Origin of the sequence: Flavobacterium sp. CHNK8 (assembly GCF_019774515.1) — a bacterium.
Classification (GTDB): domain Bacteria; phylum Bacteroidota; class Bacteroidia; order Flavobacteriales; family Flavobacteriaceae; genus Flavobacterium; species Flavobacterium tiangeerense.
Map to the genome: position 1 here is coordinate 1,266,483 of NZ_CP081492.1, position 20,302 is coordinate 1,286,784.

Consider the following 20,302-nt stretch of genomic DNA (forward strand, 5'->3'; position numbering starts at 1 on the left):
TGCAGGTTTAAATGTAACTATTAAAGGAGGTGAATTTAAACATTTTATTTTAATCAATTCGCCACCGAAAACTGCGAATCGTACAAATTCTTGTAAAAACCACTTTCACGATTAATTAGTTCTTGATGTGTACCTTGTTCAACAATTAGTCCTTTATCCATCACTACAATTTTGTCAGCGTTTACAATCGTTGCTAAACGATGTGCAATAACAATAGAGGTTCGGCCTTTAGTAATGGTTTCGGTAGCACGCTGAATCAATTCTTCAGAGTAGGTATCTATAGAAGATGTGGCTTCGTCAAGAATTAAAATACTTGGGTTACTCACATAAGCTCTCAAGAATGCAATTAATTGGCGCTGACCAGAGGATAGCATTACTCCGCGTTCTTTTACATCAAAGTCATAATTATCAGGCAAACTCATGATAAATTCATGCACTCCAATTTTTTTGGCTGCAGCCAATACTTGGTCGCGATCAATTTCAGGATTATTTAAGGTTATATTATTAAAAATAGTATCAGCAAAAAGGAAAACATCCTGTAATACTACCGCAATTTGCTTTCGTAAAGAACCTAAAGTATAATTTTCAATATTTTGATTATCAATATATATGGAGCCGCTATTGATTTCGTAAAAACGATTCAGTAAATTGATAATAGTAGATTTTCCTGCACCTGTAGAACCTACAATGGCAATAGTTTGTCCAGCGTTTACTTCTAAATCAATTCCTTTTATTACTTCTTCATCAGGAATATAACCAAAACGAACTTTATTAAATTCAATATTTCCTTTAAAAATTGGCGCCTCAAGAATACCTGTATCTTGTATTTGATCTTGGGTGTCTAAAATATCAAAAACACGATTAGCCGCAATCATTCCCAGTTGCATCTCATTGAATTTATCGGCTATTTGTCTTAGTGGATTGAACAACATTCCAATAAACATGGTGTATGAAAATAAATCTCCAAAAGTAGTGAAATTGTCTCCGTTTAATATTTTAATTCCTCCATACAATACAATAAAACCTAAAGTTAATGACGAAATAATATCAGCAATAGGGAAGAAGATGGAGTTGTATAAAATGGTTTTTATCCACGCTTTCTTGTGCTTGTCATTTATCTCTTTGAACTTTTCTGACTCAATATTTTCCCTATTAAAGAGTTGAACAATCTTCATGCCCGTGACACGCTCTTGTACAAAGGAATTCATATTGGCAATTTGAGTACGCACTTCCTCAAAAGCAACTTGCATTTTCTTTTGGAATATCCTCGTAACAAAAACCAGGATAGGCATGGCGACAATAACAATCCAAGTTAGGGTCCAGTTCATGTAAAACATAAAACCGAGCACCACAACCATTTTCATCAAGTCACTAATTATCATGAACAAACCTTGACTAAAAATTCTAGCAATAGATTCGATATCAGAAACCGAACGAGTCACCAATTGCCCCACAGGAACGTGGTCAAAATATTTCATTCTAAAACTCAAAATGTGCTGAAACAGTTTGGTACGAATGTCTTTTACAATGTCTTGACCCAACCAGTTGGCCCAAAAGACAAAGTAAAATTGTGAAAACACCTCTAATAAAAGTACAATCCCCATTAAGATTACATACATCAATAATCCTTTTTGATCTTGTGTAGCAATGTAACCATCAACGGTTTGTTTCAATAAATACGGGCGTAACGCTGCAAATATTGACAATGAAATAGCAAAAATAACTACTCCATTAAAACGCCATTTGTAAGGTTTTGTAAATTTTAATATACGCTTGAATAATCTAGTATCAAATGCTTTTGCTTTCATATTATTTTTTGGAGCTTTTCCTGCTATTCGTTGCAATCTTTTATGTTTTTAAAGGAAAAACATAAAAGGATTTCCTCTACTATCAGGGCCATTGCGTGATATAATCGTAATCTATTTTGGTTAAATACAAACCATGTGCTGGAACCGAAATTCCGGCCTTATCTCTGTTTTTACTAGCAATAATTGCTGTAAAATCCTCGAGTGTAATTTTATGCAACCCCACATTGATCAACGTTCCTACAATGGCACGCACCATATTGCGTAAAAACCTATTTGCCGAAACGGTAAAAACCAACGAATTGTTGTCTCTATGTGTCCACTGCGCTTCATAAATCGTACAATCAAATGTGTTTACATCAGTGTTTACTTTAGAAAAACATTGAAAATCAGTGTGTTCAAACAGTATTTGTGCTGCTTGATTCATGAGTTCAATATCCAACGTTTGATGAAAGTACCAACTCTTATCTTGTAAAAATACATCTTTAAAAGTATGAATGTGATATTCGTAAGTTCTTTTAGTAGCATCAAACCTAGTGTGTGCATCATCATGAACTGCTATTAGATCATAAATTACAATATCTTTAGGTAAATAAGCGTTGAGTTTGTGAATCAATTTTATTTCATCAAATGATTTTTCTATGTCAAAATGAGCATACATTTCTCTTGCGTGAACTCCTGTATCAGTCCTTCCAGCACCCATAAGATTTAAAGGTGTATTCAGCAATACCGAAAAGGCTTTGTTCATTGTTTCTTGAACAGAGGCTGCATTAGGCTGAAATTGCCATCCGTGGTAATGCGTGCCATTGTATGCAAATTTAACGAAATATCTCAACTGTTTTTTTTTGATGCGACAAAGATACTTATTAATTTTTGTGCAAGGAAATGACAAACTGCCAAAGTTTGTTAAGAATGAATTCGATTTCATTATTGAACCAAGAATGGCTATTTTTACCAAAATTTCTAGCCCAGATAGCAGCGGTATCTCCCGATTTTAAAAAACAAGGCTTTTTAGCCGTAGTTTTTTTGATCGGGAATTAAGCGAATAGCTGGAAAAAGCTCCTAAAAAAACTTAAATTGAAAAAAATCCTTTTACTTTCGGATACGCACAGTCATATAGACGATACCATTTTGAAATATGTGGACCAAGCCGATGAAGTCTGGCATGCGGGCGATATAGGTAATCTGATTGTTACTGATGCGCTACAAAAAGTAAAACCTTTGCGTGCTGTTTATGGTAATATAGATGATGCAAAGGCTCGAATGGAATTTCCATTACACAACCGATTTATGTGTGAAGGAGTTGATGTGTGGATCACACATATTGGTGGTTATCCGGGGAAGTACAATGCTAGTATTAGAGAAGAACTACTTGTAAATCCGCCGAAAATATTTATTTGCGGACACTCTCATATCCTAAAAGTTATGTTTGATAAGAAATTGAATCTTTTGCACCTTAATCCTGGAGCCGCTGGTATAAGTGGTTTTCATCAAGTACGCACTATGTTGCGATTTGTAATAGAAGGAGATAAAATTAAGGATATGGAAATTATTGAGTTGGGTAAACGGGGTTAGAATTCTTTTTATGGTAGTGTATGGGAACTTCAATACTTACAGTTGTACCCCAATTGAGTTTTGAATCAATATAAAATGTCCCTTTCAAGTTATTGATTCTAGATTTGATTTGGTTAATTCCAAAACCCTCAAGAATATGAAAATTAGAAGAATCAAAACCTTTTCCGTTATCAATAATTTTTATTTGCAACGTGTTATTATTTTCGTCCAATGAAACTATAGATTGGCAGGCTGTACTGTGTTTTATAGTATTGTTAATGAGTTCCATAATGATGAAATAGATTTTCATTTCAAAGTCTTCGTCATAACGGGTGTTTCGATCTACTGAATTGTTAAAGACAAAGTTCAGTAATGAGTTTGTGTTTTTTTCGCATAGATCTTCCAGAGCATCAAATAATCCAAAACGAACCAGTAACGAAGGCATTAATTCATGGGATAAATCCCGAACTTGGTCGTGTGCATTTTCAAGGATTTGTTTTGTTTTAGTAATTTCAGTGGGGAAATTTTGTGTTTGATTGGTAAAAGCTTGTAATTGCATTCCAGCAGATGACAATAGAGCACTTATGTTATCATGTAAAAAAGAAGCAATTTTTTTCCGTTCTAATTCTTGACCATTAATGGAGGCATTTAGTATGTTTTCTTGAACCTTGCTTTGTAAGTCTTTAATTTTGTTTTTGTGTTTTAACTTTGCGTTTAAAGTTAAAATATAAAAGACCAAAGAGAGTAATAGTAAGATTACGGCTACAACAATTACAATTTTTTTATTGCGGTATTGTTCTTCTAATAGTTCTATTTGTTTGGTTTTGAACTCACTCTCAATTTTGTCGATTTCACGTTTATATTCGTCGATTTCAAGATTTATTCCTGCAACATTTGCTTTTTTTATTTTTTCCTCGTCTTTTAATTCTTCGGTCAATCTAATGTAGGAGTCGAGGTAAGAGTATGCTTTTTTGTAATCTCCAGTTTTTGTTAAAAATTTAGAATACTCAAGATAAGAAAATGATAAATCTGATTTTTCTTCTCCTTGAATCCCAAGTTTAATAGCATTTTCAAAGTAGTAAGTAGCTTTGCTGTTATTGTTAATGCTAGAATTATACATTCCGTTAAGCATGTTTAGTGCTACAATTGTTGACGGATTTCCATGTTTTTTTTGATTTTTATTAATGTATTCTAAGTGAGGATATCCACTTTTGAAATCTTCAATGTCAAAATAAGCCCAAGTAATATTGAGATTTGTGAATAGAATTTGATAAACATCATTAATTTTAGTGCTGTATTCTAATGATTTTTTGTAGTAATAAATTCCTTTTTTATATTGTTTTTTGTCAAAACAGTAAATGTTTCCCAAATTGTTGTGCAACCAATTTTTTAAAGCATCATTATTCGTTCTGTTAGCATATGTTAAACCTTTATTATAGTAGTAAAATGCTTTATCAGGCTCGGATAATTGATCAAAATTTGCAGCAATAGTATTATAGCATCCTGCAATTAAATTGTCGTTTTTTAATTGAATAGCCATGCTAAGAGCAAATCGTGATTGTATTAATGATTTTTCATAATTGCCTTCTTTCATGAGCAAAATAGCCTTGTTTGAAAGTAGCGTAACATCTTTTACTGATAGATTTTTGTCGTTAGCAAATAGGGTTTTGGGTGAAAGTACTAAAATTAAAAAAAATAAAAGTGTAAATTGCCTATTTAACATGCTATTGTAGTTAGTTGTGAAATGAAAATTTAATCCAAGTGATGAATTTATGATTGGTTTGAAGCAAAATCACGATTTTATAAGCTTGTTTTTAAGGGCATATTTAACCAAACTAATGGAGTTTTTTGCGTCTAATTTTTTCATAATATTTTTACGATGCGTTTCTACAGTATTCATACTGATAAAGAGTTGATCGCTTATCTCTTTTCCGCTAAATTCAAGAGCAATTAATGTTATAATCTCAAGTTCTCTATCTGTTAAGATAAAATCTCCATTTTGATCGAGTTTGTTTAATTTTGGATTTTCTTTGGTAGCAGAATTAAATATTTTCTCTCTAACAGATCTACAAAAATATTCTTCCCCATTGTGCACAGCTTGAATGGCTTCAACAATATTTTCACCTGCACATTTCTTGGTCAAATAGCCGCTTGAACCTAATTTCATAACTTCTTTAATGATTCTTAAATCATCATGACTAGATAAAATTATAATCTTACAAGGAAATCCTTTTGATGCAAATTCTTTTATGACTTGTATGCCATCTTTTTCGGGCATGTTGATGTCCAGTACTAATATATCAGAATTGTTTTGAATAACTTCTTGATACAAATTAGATCCATTTACAGAAAAACCAACGACTTCAAAGTGAGGGTTTGTGTGGAGTAGCGTTTTAATACCATCGATTAATATTTGATGGTCATCTGCAAGGTGAATTCGGATTTTATCAGACATAAAGTTTTAATATAATCAAATATATAAAAAATAACAGACACTAATTTGATTTTGTATTTATTATTTCTTACAAAATTTTGAAATTTAATGTAATTGAAATATTTGTCAAATTGCAACAACGTATTATATTTATTTATCTTATCATTTTCAATAAATCACAAAAAAACCCGAAAATTAATTCGGGTTTTCTTCGCACTAATAAATAAAAAATTATAGTATTATCTCAATCTGTCCACAGATTTTACGAGATCTTCATCTTTCTTGATCGCCTTATTAGCCAAAACTAAAAACACGATAGCAAGAACAGGTAGAAACATCCCAATACCTTTCTCAGAAACAGCAGGTGTTTCTCCAGATAAATTTAGCGAACGATAGACAAACAATGCTAATAAAATCATATTTAATATGATATTCAATCTGCCCATAACAAATTGATTTTGTCTCTTTTTAAATGAAATGATACTCACTAGTGTCAGCATAGTACTGAGTCCAAGAATGATGGTATAGATTTGATTTTGCATAAAATAATATGCTTTTCCATCATTTAATGTCCAAAGTGGCAAGAAAAACAACAAAACACCAGTCATAATGAATACTAATGCTAGGTATACGGTTTGAATTCGTTGTATCATTTTTTATATTTGTTTTACAAAAATATATTTTCTTTTTTAAAAATACTATTGTATGCTAATTTTTTATTCGTATTATTGCATCATAATACCGTAATAACTTCATACTGCGGTCAGTTGATTTAAAAAATTACCACCTATCTTTTATAACATCTCCAACAAAATTAATTAAATTCCTAGAACATTCATGTTTGATATTTCTGCATTAAAAGAAATGAAGCTTTCTGAGCTTCAAGAAATTGCTAAATTAGCAAAAACCATAAAGTTTAACGGTGTAAAAAAAGAAACATTAATTGGGCTAATACTAGAGCAACAAGCACTTAGTAAAGCACCGGAGAATGTTGCAAAACCTAGTGAGAATCTTGAAGAGGAAAAAACAAAAAGAACAAGAATACTTCCTGTAAAAAAAGCACCCATTCAAAAAAACGAAAAAAGTACGCTTTTTGAAAATGATATATCCGTTACTCCAGAGGCAATTACTACTGTATCTCCTGATAACGAAACTGCAACAGATACAAAAACAGAGGACATTCCAGCGGTGTCCACGAATATTGAGGAAGATGGTGTTAAAAGGGGTAAAGCTATAAAATTTAATAAATCAGCATACGAGAAAAAGATAGCTTTAAAGAAAAATAAGGAAGAAGTTAAAACAGTAGAATCAGAGCCAGAAACGATAGTTGAAGATGCTCCTGCTGTAAAAAATGAATTACCACTTGCTATAAAAAAAATAAACCCGAATCAGCTCAATAAGCAAAACACTAACGGGAACGTAAATCAAAATCCGAATTTTAAGAACAAAAAAAGCAATTTTGCTGCTGCCGATTTTGAATTTGATGGAATCATTGAAAGTGAAGGAGTGCTAGAAATGATGCCTGATGGTTATGGTTTCTTGCGATCTTCAGATTACAATTACTTAGCTTCACCAGATGATATTTATTTATCTACTTCACAAATTAGACTTTTTGGATTAAAAACAGGAGACACGGTAAAAGGAGTTGTACGTCCACCAAAAGAAGGTGAGAAGTTTTTCCCATTAGTGCGCGTTTTAAAAATCAACGGACATGATCCACAAGTTGTTCGAGATAGAGTTTCATTTGAGCACTTAACACCAGTTTTTCCATCAGAGAAATTCAAATTGGCCGAAAAACAAAGCACTGTTTCTACTCGCATCATCGATTTGTTTTCACCAATAGGAAAAGGACAGCGTGGTATGATTGTAGCACAACCAAAAACGGGTAAAACCATGTTGCTTAAAGAAATTGCAAATGCAATTGCTGCCAATCATCCTGAAGTTTACTTGATCGTATTACTAATTGACGAGCGTCCAGAGGAAGTTACTGATATGCAACGCAGTGTGCGTGGTGAAGTAATTGCTTCTACCTTTGATAGAGAACCACAAGAACATGTAAAAATAGCTAACATTGTTCTTGAAAAAGCCAAGAGATTAGTAGAATGTGGTCATGATGTTGTTATTTTATTAGATTCCATTACCCGTTTGGCAAGAGCCTACAATACCGTTCAGCCTGCATCCGGTAAAGTTTTGAGTGGTGGTGTTGATGCGAATGCACTACAAAAACCAAAACGTTTTTTTGGTGCTGCTCGTAATGTAGAAAATGGAGGATCTCTAAGTATCATTGCAACTGCATTAACTGAAACAGGATCGAAAATGGATGAAGTGATTTTTGAAGAATTTAAGGGTACAGGAAATATGGAATTGCAGCTTGATAGAAAAATTGCTAACAAACGTATTTTCCCAGCTATTGATTTAACGTCTTCTAGCACAAGACGCGATGACTTATTGTTAGATCAAAAAACATTACAAAGAATGTGGATTATGAGAAAATACCTTTCTGATATGAATCCTATTGAAGCCATGGACTTTGTAAATGACCGATTTAAGAAAACTAAAAATAACGAGGAGTTTTTAATTTCCATGAATGATTAAATTTCATTTAAACATTTAATTCGTACTAAATACCAAACCCAAAAGTTTTTCTTTTGGGTTTTTTTATGTTTTTCTAAAACTGTAAAACCGATATAGAAAAGCTAAACTTAGTTTTAGAAACAGCAAACTATGTCTTTTTGCTTTTTGTTAATTAATTGTTAAAAGGTGTAATATAAATTAGTAAAGCTTGATTTACATTTATTTTTATAGCAAATAACCAATAAAACCTACTAAATGAAGAAATTTTTCATTTTTACAGCTATTGCTCTTACCAGTCTTGCACCTTTAGAAAATCAGGCCCAATCTAAAAAGGAAAAAGAAAAAAATACCGTTGTAGTGCCAGCTCCTGAAAAGAAACCGGAGACAACTATTAAGGAGTATAGCAAAGTAATTACAAAAGATGCTATAACCGATGAGGGTTTGTTTACAGTCCACAAAGTAGACAAAAAGTATTTTTTTGAAATCCCAAATAAGCTTTTAGATAAAGACATGTTGCTTGTCAGTAGGTTATCAAAACTTCCGTCAAATTTAGGTGGAGGATATGTAAATGCAGGTTCGGAAACGAATGAACAACTTATTGTTTGGCAACGTTTTCAAGATAAAATTTTAATAAAACTTAAATCGTTTAGTGCTGTTGCCGCTGATAGTTTGCCAATAAGCATTTCGGTTAAAGCTAATAATTACGAGCCTACTTTATTCGCTTTTGATATAGTAGCCTTTAGCAAAGACACCTTAAATACTGTAATTGATGTGACTAAGTTTTACAGTACAGATGTGCGCTCCATAAGTGGATTGTCTGCAGAAATGAGAGAAACTTACAAAGTGAGAGGTTTAGACGAGTCTCGAAGTTTTATCAATACCATGAAAAGTTTCCCTATGAACATTGAGGTAATTCAAGATTTTACCTATAATGCCTCAAAACCACCTTTACAAGTTGATGCTGAAACAATCAGTATTCAAATGAATCAATCGATGATTTTATTGCCAGAAAAGCCCATGCAACCCAGACTGGCCGATGATCGGGTAGGATGGTTTACGATGGATCAAATAGACTATGGCAGCGAAGCCTTGAAATCAGATAATAAAAGATATATACGCCGCTGGAGATTAGAGCCTAAAGATCCAGTTGCGTACGCCAAAGGAGAGCTTGTAGAGCCTATAAAACCAATAGTTTATTATCTTGATCCTGCTACTCCTGTTAAGCTTAGAAAGTACATCAAGCAAGGCATTGAAGATTGGCAAAAACCATTTGAAACAGCAGGTTTTAAAAATGCTATTATTGCCAAGGATGCTCCAAGCAAAGAAGAAGATCCTGATTTTAGCCCAGAAGATATTCGTTATTCTGTGATTCGTTACGTAGCAAGTACAACAAGAAATGCTGTTGGACCTAGTGTTTCTGATCCACGTACTGGAGAAATTATTGAGAGTGATGTAATTTGGTATCATAACCATTTACGTTCCTATAGAAATCGTTATCTATTAGAAACAGGAGCTGCAAATCCTTCAGCTCGAACATTGAATACTAGCGATGAAGAAATGGGCGAAATGATGCGAATGGTTATTGCGCATGAAGTAGGCCACGCACTCGGTTTTCCGCACAATATGGGTGCAAGTTGTGCTTACAATACAGAGAGCTATAGAGATGGAGCTTTCACTCAAAAAAACGGAATTGCAGCAAGTTTGATGGATTATGCTCGATACAATTATATTGCGCAGCCAGGAGATAAAAACATTCGTTTCATTCGACAAATGGGACCTTATGACCATTATGCCACTAACTGGGGGTATCGATACATACCAAACGCTAATTCTCCAGAGGCTGAAGTTCCAACTTTGGATAAGTGGATTATGGAAAAAGCAGGAGATATAACCTATAAGTTTGGAAGTCAAAGTAGTAGTTTTGATCCTACTTCACAAACAGAAGACATCGGTAATGATGCTATGAAAGCAAGTACTTATGGATTGAAAAATTTACAGTATGTTGCAACTCATTTACCTGAGTGGACAAGCGATGTGACTAATAATTACGAAGACCTTGATGAGTTATACAAAGAAATGCTAGATGTGTGGGGCAGGTATGTAGGGCATGTTGTTACTAATATAGGTGGAGTGTACGAAAGTTATAAAAAACCCAATCAAAAAGGAAGTGTATATAATGTTGTGCCAAAAGAAAAACAAATTGAAGCCATGCAGTGGTTGCAGGCTAATGCATTTGCTTCTCCTACATGGATTGTTAATGTAAATACCTTAAAAAATCTTGACTATGCTGGATATACAGAGCGTTTTAGAAACATACAAGCCCGTTTTTTAAATAGTGTTTTAAGTTTTGAACGTTTAGGCAGGTTACTAGATGCAGAAATCGTAGGTGCTACAAATTATAAGGCGTTAGATGCTTTCAGTGATATGCGTAAAGGTATTTGGAAAGAAGCTTCGGCTGGAGCCAATGTTACTATCTACAGACGAAATTTACAAAGAGCCTATATTGAACGAATGGCTTTTTTGATGAAAGAAGAAATTAAATCAGGACGTCCCTCAGATTATTATAATGTAGCACAATCTGATGTGAGAGCTCTTGTGCGCGGGGAATTAAATGTACTGAAAGCGCTTTTAACTACAGCGCGCTCTGGTGCTATTTCTGTTGAAACAAAATACCATTATGAGGATATTATAAAAAGAATAGATCTAATTTTGAATCCAAGATAAGTCTAGGTATCATTTTCTAATTTTAAAATTTGCCTCCATATGTTTTTTACATTTGGGGGCTTTTTTTTGAAACTAACTCTTTAAAATCTTTCTTGATATTTTCTTGTATTTAATTCAATTTTGGAGTTTAGTCGTGTTTTGAGACAGATTTTACGCAGTCTTTTAAGAAAAAAACAAATAATTTTCGGGTATTAGTGTTATAAATCCAGTTTTTTCTTTGTAAATTTCCAAGTAAATCAAAATCTTTTCAAATGAAAGTTTACCCTACGCCTGAAAATGAAATTGAACGCCTTAAAGTACTCCAGGAATACGCAATTTTAGATACTATTTCAGAGAAAGAATATGAGGCTATTACGCAACTTGCTTCTTATATATGTGGAGTTCCAATAGCTCTGGTGAGTTTAATTGATAAAGACAGACAATGGTTTAAAGCTAGTGTAGGGCTGGATGCAAGTGAAACATCTCGAGAAGATTCTTTTTGTCAATATACCATCATGAACAATCATGTTTTTGAGGTAGAAAATGCAACTGAGCATGAGCTTTTCTTTGACAATCCATTAGTGTTAGCTGATCCAAACATAAGGTTTTATGCGGGTGCTCCATTACTCAATAAAAACGGTTTTGTGATGGGCTCTCTTTGTGTTATTGATACAGAACCTAAAAAATTAAATGAAGAACAAAAAAATGCTTTACAACTTTTAGCAAATCAAGTGGTAGCATTATTAGATTCTAGAAAGACAAATTTAGAATATCTAGATTCTCAAAAAGAATTGCAAAACTTTATAGATCTCTCAAAGGATTTGGTTTGTATAGCAAATCTAAACGGCCTTTTTTATAAAGTAAACCCGGCATTTACAAAAGTTTTAGGATTTGAAAAACAAGAGCTAGAAGGAAAACCTTTTATAGATTTTGTTCATCCTGAGGATTTGCAATCAACACTTGATGAGGTAGGAAAACTTGCTGATTTAAAGCAGACAGTGAGTTTTGAAAATAGGTTTAGAACTAAAGATGGATCATATATAAATTTGAGTTGGAACACTTCACCAGATCCAGAAACAGGAAATTTATACGCAATTGCTAGAAATGTTCAAAAAGAAAAGCTTGCAGAACAGCATTTAAAAGAAGTGAACTATTTGCTGGAGGAGTCACAACAAATTGCTAAAATTGGCAGTTATAATTATAATTTTGTTACAAAAAATTTGATTTGGTCTGATGAGTATTATCGTATTTTTGAAATGGATAAGATGCCTACAGATGAGTTAGTTGCAAAAATTAGAACTTTAATCCATCAAGATGATTTAATAGTTTTGGATAATATTATGGGAGAGGTGTCCAAAACCGGTAAAAGGTTCAAAACAAATTATAGAATAGTTTTGCCAGACGGAAGAGTTAAATATATTTTAGCTATTGGTGAACCTGTAATGGATGCTCAAGGTTCCATAATTGCACTTAACGGTGTTGTACAAGACGTTACAGACATTACGGTTGCCGAACAAAATCTTTCCGAAAAATCTAAAGAAATCAAAGATATCAGAGCTGCACTCGATGAGGCTGCTATTGTATCAATATCTAATAGAAAAAGAAAACTAACGTATGTTAATGATAATTTTTGTACTGTTTCAAAATTTGATAGAGAAGAGTTAATAGGAAATGAACAACCAAATATGGCTGCTTTTTTCGAAACTGAAATAGGAAAGCAAATTTTAGAAAATATTAACAGCGGCATAATCTGGAAAGGTGAAGTACGACATAAAGCCAAAGACGGAACCTATTATTGGGAAAATAAAACAATAGTTCCATTTTTAGATAATAAAGGAATTCCATACCAATATATTTCAATAGGGACTGATATTACCGATAGAAAAAATGCTGAAGAAAATTTAATAGCTGCTCTTGATAGTTTAGAAAAGAAGAATAGAGAGCTAGATGAATATGCTCATGTAGTGTCTCATGATTTAAAGTCACCTTTAAGAGCTATTTATAACCTCTCTGAATGGATTGTTGAGGACATGCCTGACATGCCACAAAAAGTAAAAGGAAATTTTGATTTACTGCGTCGTAGAGTATCTAGGATGGAAAATTTAATTAATGGCGTTCTTGAATATTCAAAAATTGGTCGTTTGGAAATTGAAAAAGAAAGTATTGATATTAATGAGCTTTTAGAACAATTAATAGACTCAATAGTGCCAGATAATTTTGAAGTTACCATGGGGACAAACTTTCCTATTGTACTTGCTGAAAGGATTTTATTGCAACAAGTATTTACGAACTTAATTAGTAATGCTGTGAAATACAATGATAAACCAAAAGGGAAAATTCATTGCTCCTACAAATCTTTGAAGGATTATCATCAATTTACTGTAAAGGATAACGGACCTGGAATTGCAGAAGCTTATCAGCAAAAAGTATTCAAGGTGTTTCAAACTATAGAAGCCCGTGACGTAAAGGAAAGCACAGGAATAGGATTAGCAATTGTTAAAAAAATTGTGGAAGAAAAAGGCGGTGTCATATATATTGACAGCAAAGAAGGTGAGGGATGTAGCTTTATATTAACCATTCCTAAATGCCAACATGTTAGTTAAAACCAATTCAAGTTATCAATAAACACGAATTTTTTACAGTTTTGAAAATTGATTTTCAAAATGTGCAAAGCGTTTGTCAAGATCCATAAGCAATTGTTTTTTTACAGCCTCTTCTTTAATAAAACTAAAGTTAATGCTGTTGTAAACGTATTGCTTGATGTCTTTGTACGTAACTTGATTGTATCTTTTGGCTAATAAAACATATTGCTCAGTCATATTTGTACGCAAAATACCAGCATCATCTGTGCTAATTACTATTGGAACACCAAATTTTTTATATAAAATAAACGGATGACGCTCTTCTTTAACTTTTAAAATAAATTCATTACTCACTAAATTGATTTCTATAGGAATATTTTTAGAAGCCATGTATTGTAATAATTTATAAGAGTCTTTTTCATAAGCTATATCCACTCCGTGACCTATTCTTTGGGCGCCAGCAGTTTTAATTGCTGCTTCAATATGCCATGTTAATTCTTCGGGTTGTACAAGCCCAAGAGTAAGTTCACCGGCGTGCATGGTATATTTTACATTGGGAAAACGAGAACTACAATATTTAAACATCAACATGTGCAAGCCATAATCTTTCATAGAGGTTTCTCCGTCTTCCGGAGAGACAATATTTACACCTGCCATCAATTTGCTCTCGTTTGCAGAGATAAACGCAATTACAATATTTTTAAATAAATCAACAGGCTCCATAAATCGTAATACAAAATTTTGATAACGCATGGTAAACTGAGCATCGTCAATTTTAAGATCATTATGTAGTTTTGATACAAAATTTAGGTTGAAATTTTTAGCATACATTTCGGCATCTCTTTTCTGGAAAATAACATAGAGAGAATCTAATGTTTTAAGTATTGCCTTTTCATCTTTGGCTGCAGCCAATTGTCTTAATCTTGAATCGAATTTTACTAAATCATCGGTTTGTAGCGTATTGGGAATTGTGGACAATTGCGTTTCAATATAACTTACATTTTCAGTTATAGCTCTTTTTTTAAGCTCTAATAATCCTGCTGCAAAATTGCCTTGTATGGCGGGTTCAAATTTCATGAAAGACTCAAAAAATAATTTATCCGAAGGATAATCCACGTAGTTGTAATCTTTTATAGACCATTTTTGCATTATTTTTTGTTTGTATACATCCAGCGTACCATTTGCCTTGAGCGCAGAAAATAAGGACCAGTTTCCTGAATTTTCTTTTACTTTTCTCACGTCCATGGTTTCTGTGTTGAGGTAGAAATCCTCTTTTATGGCGTGTTGCAATAAAGGCTCTGCGTAAATAGATCCCGAAAAATGGTGGTGTAAATCTCCTCCTTTAGGCATTTGCGAAAGAAAAGCAGTGAGTTCTACTTCATTGTTTCTTATTTTTTCAAAGTAATTATCAGCGTTTTGTGCGTAAACAGTGTTTAAGAGAAATGCAACTAATAGAGTATATACTAATTTCATATTTTTTAATTAAAGCTTAGGTAATGTCCTGACTTCCTGAAAAAGAAAATGGTTGAAGAAAGCCGTTCTTAAAAATGTTTCTATTTTTAAGGGAATATAATAGTTTGCAAAAATAAGCATTTTCATTATCTGTTTTGGCTACTGATAAAAAAGTTTATTTTGATCACTTTTTTCATTTCAAAAACTAGTAGTTGTAAAAAGGTGTTGTTGAATTTTTTAGAATGATAACCCTTTTTCCTTGTTTCAATTTTGAAAATAATTTTTGTTGAATAGGATTGAATTTAATTAGATTTCATCATGGCTTCGGCTGATAGTCTACCTGTTTTCATGGCAGCATTTATAGAGCCATTGAGTAAGTTATCTCCACAAATAAATACATTTTCGGATAATGTAAGTTCTTGACTAGATATATCATTTCGAACCGATTCTTGGTTGGGCAATGCATATTCTATTTGGTATGATTTAATCATCTTCCAAGATTCAACTTGATCGCCATACCATTGTTTCAATTCTAGTTTCATGTTTTCCGCCAGAGTATTTTCGTCAACAGTAGGGATACCATTGTAAGAAACAGAAATTAATATCTTGCCTTGTGGGGCATAGGCCTTGGACACATTGGTCATCACGGTCATGTTATTGACCCATTTTTTAAGAGTAGAAGCGTTAAGAACAACAACTGCCTTGTTCGTGGGAGCTTTGTCAGCCACAAAGTACACATTGGTTACTTGCTGTAATTGCATTTTTTGATTAGGACAATGCGTTTGAGTTAGCACATTTGCATTTGTAGCCAATAAAATTTGATTGGCTTCAAATACTTTTCCATCATCAGTTGTTACTGTATTGCTATCTACTTTTGTTACTTTAGTATTGTATAATATACTGCCTTCAGGGAGCATTTTTACTAATTGTTTCGGAATTTCTTCCATTCCTAATTCAGGTACGGCAACATCACCATCAGAAAACATTTTCATCACAAAATCAAACATTCTGCTAGAAGTTTTTAATTCGTTTTCAAGAAAAATCCCGGATAGGAAGGGAGCATAAAATCGATTTATCATTTTTGAACTAAAACCATACTCTTTTAATTGTTGTAAAGTGGTTTGTTCCTTTTGTTCAAAAATTGCTTCAATAGTTTGTTTTTGTAGTTTGTTTTTGAGCCACAATGTATTCAGCTTATCTTTTATAGTTCCCACGGGAGCAAATAATGTTGCTAGTGTTGCTGATGGTCTTCTAAAAGGATCAGCAATTTCAAAGCTTCCCTTGTCGTAGAGTACAGTTGCGCCCGGAAGCATTTTTTTGAGATTCAAAGCTTTGTAATCTAGTAAAGCTCTCGTTTCTGGATAAGCAGTCAATAAAACCTGAAAACCTCGATCAAAAAGGAAACCGTCTATTGAATCTGTTTTTATTCTTCCTCCTGCGCGTTCACTACTTTCTAAAATTAGTACTTTTCTACCTTGGCGGTGCAGAGATACTGCTGCTGCTAATCCAGATAATCCAGCTCCTACAATAATAACGTCCTGTTTCATAGTATAAATTTAGACAAAAATAAATCATTTTTGTTGTTTTTTTGGCACTTCAATTTTGATGTTTTTTATTCGGAATAATCTAGGTCAGTGTCAAAAGTTTCTTTAAGTTTCCAAAGTGCTGTTAATGCAATAATTGAGAGTAATGTGCCAACAATCATTGCTGATTTTAAAATTTCACCATCAAATACGCTATCTCTAAATAAACTATAAATAAGTAATATAAGGGGTAGTGATCCTCTAACAAAGTTGGGTACTGTTGTAGTTACTGTTGCCCGAATATTAGTGCCAAACTGTTCTGCAGCAATTGTGACAAACAATACCCAGTATCCTACAGAGAAACCCATCAAAAAGCATAATGTGTAAAAAGTAATTGTTGTGATATTAAAAGCATTTAAGAAAATGAATACCATGATTAAATTTAAAAGTAAAAAAAGAGCCATTACTTTTTTTCTGCTTTTTAGCCATTGGCTTATTAATCCGCTGGCAATATCACCAAAAACGAGTCCGCCATAACACCAAGCAATAGCTTTACCAGCTGCAATTGTTTCGTAACCTTGTACTCCAAGTGCTTTTGCAAATTCTGGCGAAAAAGTAATTAGTACTCCTACCAAAAACCACAGCGGAACTCCAATAAGAATGCATTGTAAGTATTTGTAAAATCTAGTTTTATTCGAAAACAAAGACAGGAAATCACCTTTTTTCTCGGTACTTTTATGTGCATCCTGAAACATTTTTGATTCTGAAATTTTAATTCTTAAAAAAAGAAGTAACAATCCTAAAATTCCACCTGCATAATAGCACAAGCGCCAATCTTGAAAAACTTGGTACACTAAATATGCAGCTACAGCTCCAGAAACTCCCACGGCTGCTACAATCATAGTACCATATCCTCTTTTTTCTTTAGGCAAACTTTCAGTAACTAAGGTAATCCCAGCGCCTAGTTCACCTGCAAGACCTATTCCTGCTATTAATCTCCAAAAAGCATATCCATCTACTGTGGTGACCATACCATTAGCAATATTTGCAACAGAATACATGATTATAGAGCCAAATAAAACAGAAATCCGACCTTTTTTATCACCAAGAATGCCCCAAAGGATTCCTCCAAAAAGCATCCCAAACATTTGCATGCTTATCAAATATTCACCTTGGTTACGAATGGCATCTCCTGTAATTCCTAGATCAATAAGGCTATCTGTACGAACAATTCCAAAAAGTAATAAGTCATAAATGTCTACAAAATAACCTAGGGCAGCCACGATAACAGCTGCATTTAGTATTCGGGTTGGTTTTTCTGCTGCCATCATAATTATTTTAATTTCAATTGCATTAATAAGTCAGTTTGTTGTTCTTCACCCATTAAAAATAGGTGTTTGTCAAATTCAATAAATCCATTTTTTCTATAGAATTGCAATGCTCTATGATTTTCCTCCCAAACGCCTAACCAAATGTAATTGACTTGCTTTTCATGACCCATTTGTAATGCAAAATCAAATAATTGTTGGCCAATATTTTTTCCGTGATAGGATTGTAATACATAAATTCTGTGTATTTCAATCGCATCCGTATCTTGTGGCTCTGTTTGAGCCTCGCCAGTGTTTAACTTGAGATAACCCACAACTTCATTATTCAAAATAGCGATGAAAAATTCCGATGAGGGATGTTTTAACTCTTTTGCTAATTGTTCAACATTTAATTTTTCTGTAATGTAAGAATTAATATTTTCGGGGGTATTGACAGCTGCGAATGTTTCAGTAAAGGTTTGTATGCTTATCTTTTGTAACAGCGAAAGGTCTTGTAATGTGGCTTTTTTTATTTGGATATTGTGCATAGAAATGGTTCTGGTTTTTACCAAAAATAAATAAAATAACCATTGATTTTTATAATCTATGACACTATTCGACAAATCAATTTAAAGATTCTTGAAATCTAATTTTCAATTAGTACTTTTGGGATTACTAATAAAAAAGAGTTCGAGAAGAATATTGTGTATGAAAATTGTGATATCGCCAGCTAAATCCTTAGATTTTGAGAAGAAATTGCCCGTTGAAACGTTTACTAAGTCTATTTTTTTAAAAGAGTCAGCTGAAATTCATTCAGTTTTGAAAGAAAAAAAACCAGCTGATTTATCAGTATTAATGAGCATTTCAGATAAACTTGCTGATCTCAATTGGAAACGAAATCAAGAATGGAAAACTCCATTTACTCCTAAGAATGCTCGTCCAGCAGTATACACTTTTGATGGAGATGTGTACGTAGGATTGGATGTATTTACTCTTTCACCTTCAAAAATTGAAATTTTACAAGACAAATTACGCATACTATCTGGACTTTATGGCATATTAAAACCATTAGACTTAATGCAGGCGTATCGATTAGAAATGGGTACAAAATTACCTATTGGCGAAAGTAAAAATCTTTATGAGTTTTGGAAACCTTTCATTACTAAAGCTTTAAATAAGGAGCTAAAAGAAGGGGAGTTGTTTGTTAACTTAGCGAGTACCGAATACTTTTCGGCTGTTGATGTTAAGTCATTAAAAGTTCCGGTTATTACACCTGAGTTCAAAGATTATAAAAACGGCAAACTCAAGATTATTAGTTTTTTTGCTAAAAAAGCCCGCGGAATGATGGTTCGTTATATCATAGATACCAATGCAGAAACTATTGAGGATTTAAAAGGCTTTAATTATGATGGATATCAATTTGATGCCACAGAGTCAAAAGGAAATAACTTGGTTTTTACCAGATGTCTAGTCCTGAAAAAGTGATACAGGATTAATAAAAAATAAAAGTACAATTTTAGACAGTAGCAAGCTCTGGTTTGCTACTGTTTTTTGTTTTATAGGTTCTCATTTTAATTTTGTTTTGGTGATGCATCTGATTTGGAGTAAGCATGTAATTAGAATAATGAGGTCTGATTTCATTATAGATATCAATAGCTTCTTTTACAATTTTTTGCATGATTTCTGCTTTTTGATTGTATTTGTCAATCCTAAATTCCTGTTTTAAAATACCATTGATCCTTTCTGCCACTGCATTTTCATAAGGGTCAGAGTTTTGTGTCATACTGCATAGAATTTTATTTTTATTAAGTTGCTTTTGGTAGTCATTAGCACAATATTGAATCCCTCTGTCTGAATGATGTATCAATGGTAAGTTTTTGTTGTTTCTGTGTTTAAGAGCCATTTTAAAAGCCTTCAAACTGCTTTCTGTGTTCATGTTATCGGCAACATAATATCCCATAATCTTTTTAGAATAAGCATCTGTGACTAAGCTTAAATAGCAAGGATTATCTCTTTTTCCTATATAGGTTATATCAGAGACCCAAACTTGCTCTGGTCTGTTAATTTCTAAATCTAGAATTCGATTTTGATGTTTATTAAATCGATGATGTGAGTTAGTCGTTACATGATAACTTCGTTTAGGATGTATCAATAAATGATTGGCTCTGAGTATATCAAAGAATTTATCTCTTCCAATTTTCATTAATTGAAGTTTATCCAACAAAAGATAATATAGTTTTCGAGTACCTATTCTAGGCATTGTCTTCCTGATATTATTCACCATCAAAATCACTTCTTTGGCTTTGTTTTGTTTGGATGCTATTCTTCTAGTCTTTCGATAATAAACCTGTCTGTCTATCCCGAACAA

Annotated in this window: 15 protein-coding genes; 5 read left to right on the top strand and 10 right to left on the bottom strand. The window is 32.9% G+C overall.

Annotated features, from left to right (window positions below):
• Positions 1–53: 53 nt before the first annotated feature.
• Entirely contained in the window at positions 54–1,808 is a 1,755-nt protein-coding gene (locus K5V07_RS05435; RefSeq protein ID WP_221918145.1) for an ABC transporter ATP-binding protein, read from the bottom strand.
• Between the two features lie 82 nt (positions 1,809–1,890).
• Positions 1,891–2,640 (bottom strand): tRNA pseudouridine(38-40) synthase TruA, encoded by a 750-nt coding sequence (gene truA, locus K5V07_RS05440; protein WP_221916692.1) that lies wholly within the window; start codon positions 2,638–2,640, stop codon positions 1,891–1,893.
• A gap of 242 nt (positions 2,641–2,882) precedes the next feature.
• Here truA and K5V07_RS05445 point away from each other — a divergent pair, with 242 nt between their 5' ends.
• Entirely contained in the window at positions 2,883–3,380 is a 498-nt protein-coding gene (locus K5V07_RS05445) for a metallophosphoesterase (RefSeq protein WP_144892530.1), read from the top strand.
• Here K5V07_RS05445 and K5V07_RS05450 read toward each other — a convergent pair.
• The 3 genes from K5V07_RS05450 to K5V07_RS05460 all read right to left on the bottom strand — a co-directional run bounded on the left by K5V07_RS05450 (position 3,355) and on the right by K5V07_RS05460 (position 6,446).
• Positions 3,355–4,953: a sensor histidine kinase gene (locus K5V07_RS05450; protein WP_370632454.1), complete on the bottom strand. Its 1,599-nt coding sequence runs from the start codon at positions 4,951–4,953 to the stop codon at positions 3,355–3,357. The genes K5V07_RS05445 and K5V07_RS05450 overlap by 26 nt on opposite strands.
• Before the next feature lie 198 nt (positions 4,954–5,151).
• A complete protein-coding gene (locus K5V07_RS05455; RefSeq protein WP_221916694.1) occupies positions 5,152–5,814 on the bottom strand; it encodes a response regulator transcription factor in 663 nt (220 codons plus the stop codon).
• Positions 5,815–6,032: 218 nt separating this feature from the next.
• Positions 6,033–6,446 carry a DUF4293 domain-containing protein gene (locus tag K5V07_RS05460; RefSeq protein WP_182651061.1) on the bottom strand — a complete coding sequence of 138 codons (414 nt, stop codon included), beginning with the start codon at positions 6,444–6,446 and terminating at the stop codon, positions 6,033–6,035.
• Positions 6,447–6,630: 184 nt separating this feature from the next.
• Here K5V07_RS05460 and rho point away from each other — a divergent pair, with 184 nt between their 5' ends.
• From rho to K5V07_RS05475, 3 genes are all read left to right on the top strand, one after another.
• Positions 6,631–8,388: a transcription termination factor Rho gene (rho, locus tag K5V07_RS05465; protein ID WP_144892331.1), complete on the top strand. Its 1,758-nt coding sequence runs from the start codon at positions 6,631–6,633 to the stop codon at positions 8,386–8,388.
• Between the two features lie 234 nt (positions 8,389–8,622).
• Entirely contained in the window at positions 8,623–11,091 is a 2,469-nt protein-coding gene (locus K5V07_RS05470) for a zinc-dependent metalloprotease (protein ID WP_221916695.1), read from the top strand.
• 251 nt (positions 11,092–11,342) lie between these two features.
• The gene (locus tag K5V07_RS05475) at positions 11,343–13,673 is read left to right on the top strand and encodes a PAS domain S-box protein (protein ID WP_221916696.1); all 2,331 of its coding nucleotides are present in this window, start codon (positions 11,343–11,345) and stop codon (positions 13,671–13,673) included.
• Between the two features lie 33 nt (positions 13,674–13,706).
• On the opposite strand, the gene K5V07_RS05480 is transcribed toward K5V07_RS05475, so the two are convergent.
• The 4 genes from K5V07_RS05480 to K5V07_RS05495 form a co-directional block, all read right to left on the bottom strand.
• Entirely contained in the window at positions 13,707–15,125 is a 1,419-nt protein-coding gene (locus K5V07_RS05480; RefSeq protein ID WP_221916697.1) for an adenosine deaminase, read from the bottom strand.
• A gap of 281 nt (positions 15,126–15,406) precedes the next feature.
• Entirely contained in the window at positions 15,407–16,651 is a 1,245-nt protein-coding gene (locus tag K5V07_RS05485) for an NAD(P)/FAD-dependent oxidoreductase (RefSeq protein ID WP_221916698.1), read from the bottom strand.
• A 65-nt stretch (positions 16,652–16,716) separates the two neighbouring features.
• On the bottom strand, positions 16,717–17,955 hold the full coding sequence (locus K5V07_RS05490; RefSeq protein WP_255577705.1) for an MFS transporter: 1,239 nt from the start codon (positions 17,953–17,955) through the stop codon (positions 16,717–16,719).
• Between the two features lie 5 nt (positions 17,956–17,960).
• The gene (locus K5V07_RS05495; protein ID WP_144892317.1) at positions 17,961–18,482 is read right to left on the bottom strand and encodes a GNAT family N-acetyltransferase; all 522 of its coding nucleotides are present in this window, start codon (positions 18,480–18,482) and stop codon (positions 17,961–17,963) included.
• Between the two features lie 160 nt (positions 18,483–18,642).
• On the opposite strand from K5V07_RS05495, the gene yaaA reads away from it, so the two are divergent.
• Positions 18,643–19,419 (top strand): peroxide stress protein YaaA, encoded by a 777-nt coding sequence (yaaA, locus tag K5V07_RS05500; RefSeq protein WP_221916700.1) that lies wholly within the window; start codon positions 18,643–18,645, stop codon positions 19,417–19,419.
• Positions 19,420–19,450: 31 nt separating this feature from the next.
• Here the strand turns inward: yaaA and K5V07_RS05505 are convergent, their stop codons facing one another.
• Complete coding sequence (locus K5V07_RS05505) at positions 19,451–20,302, bottom strand: IS3 family transposase (RefSeq protein ID WP_221916371.1); 852 nt, start codon at positions 20,300–20,302, stop codon at positions 19,451–19,453.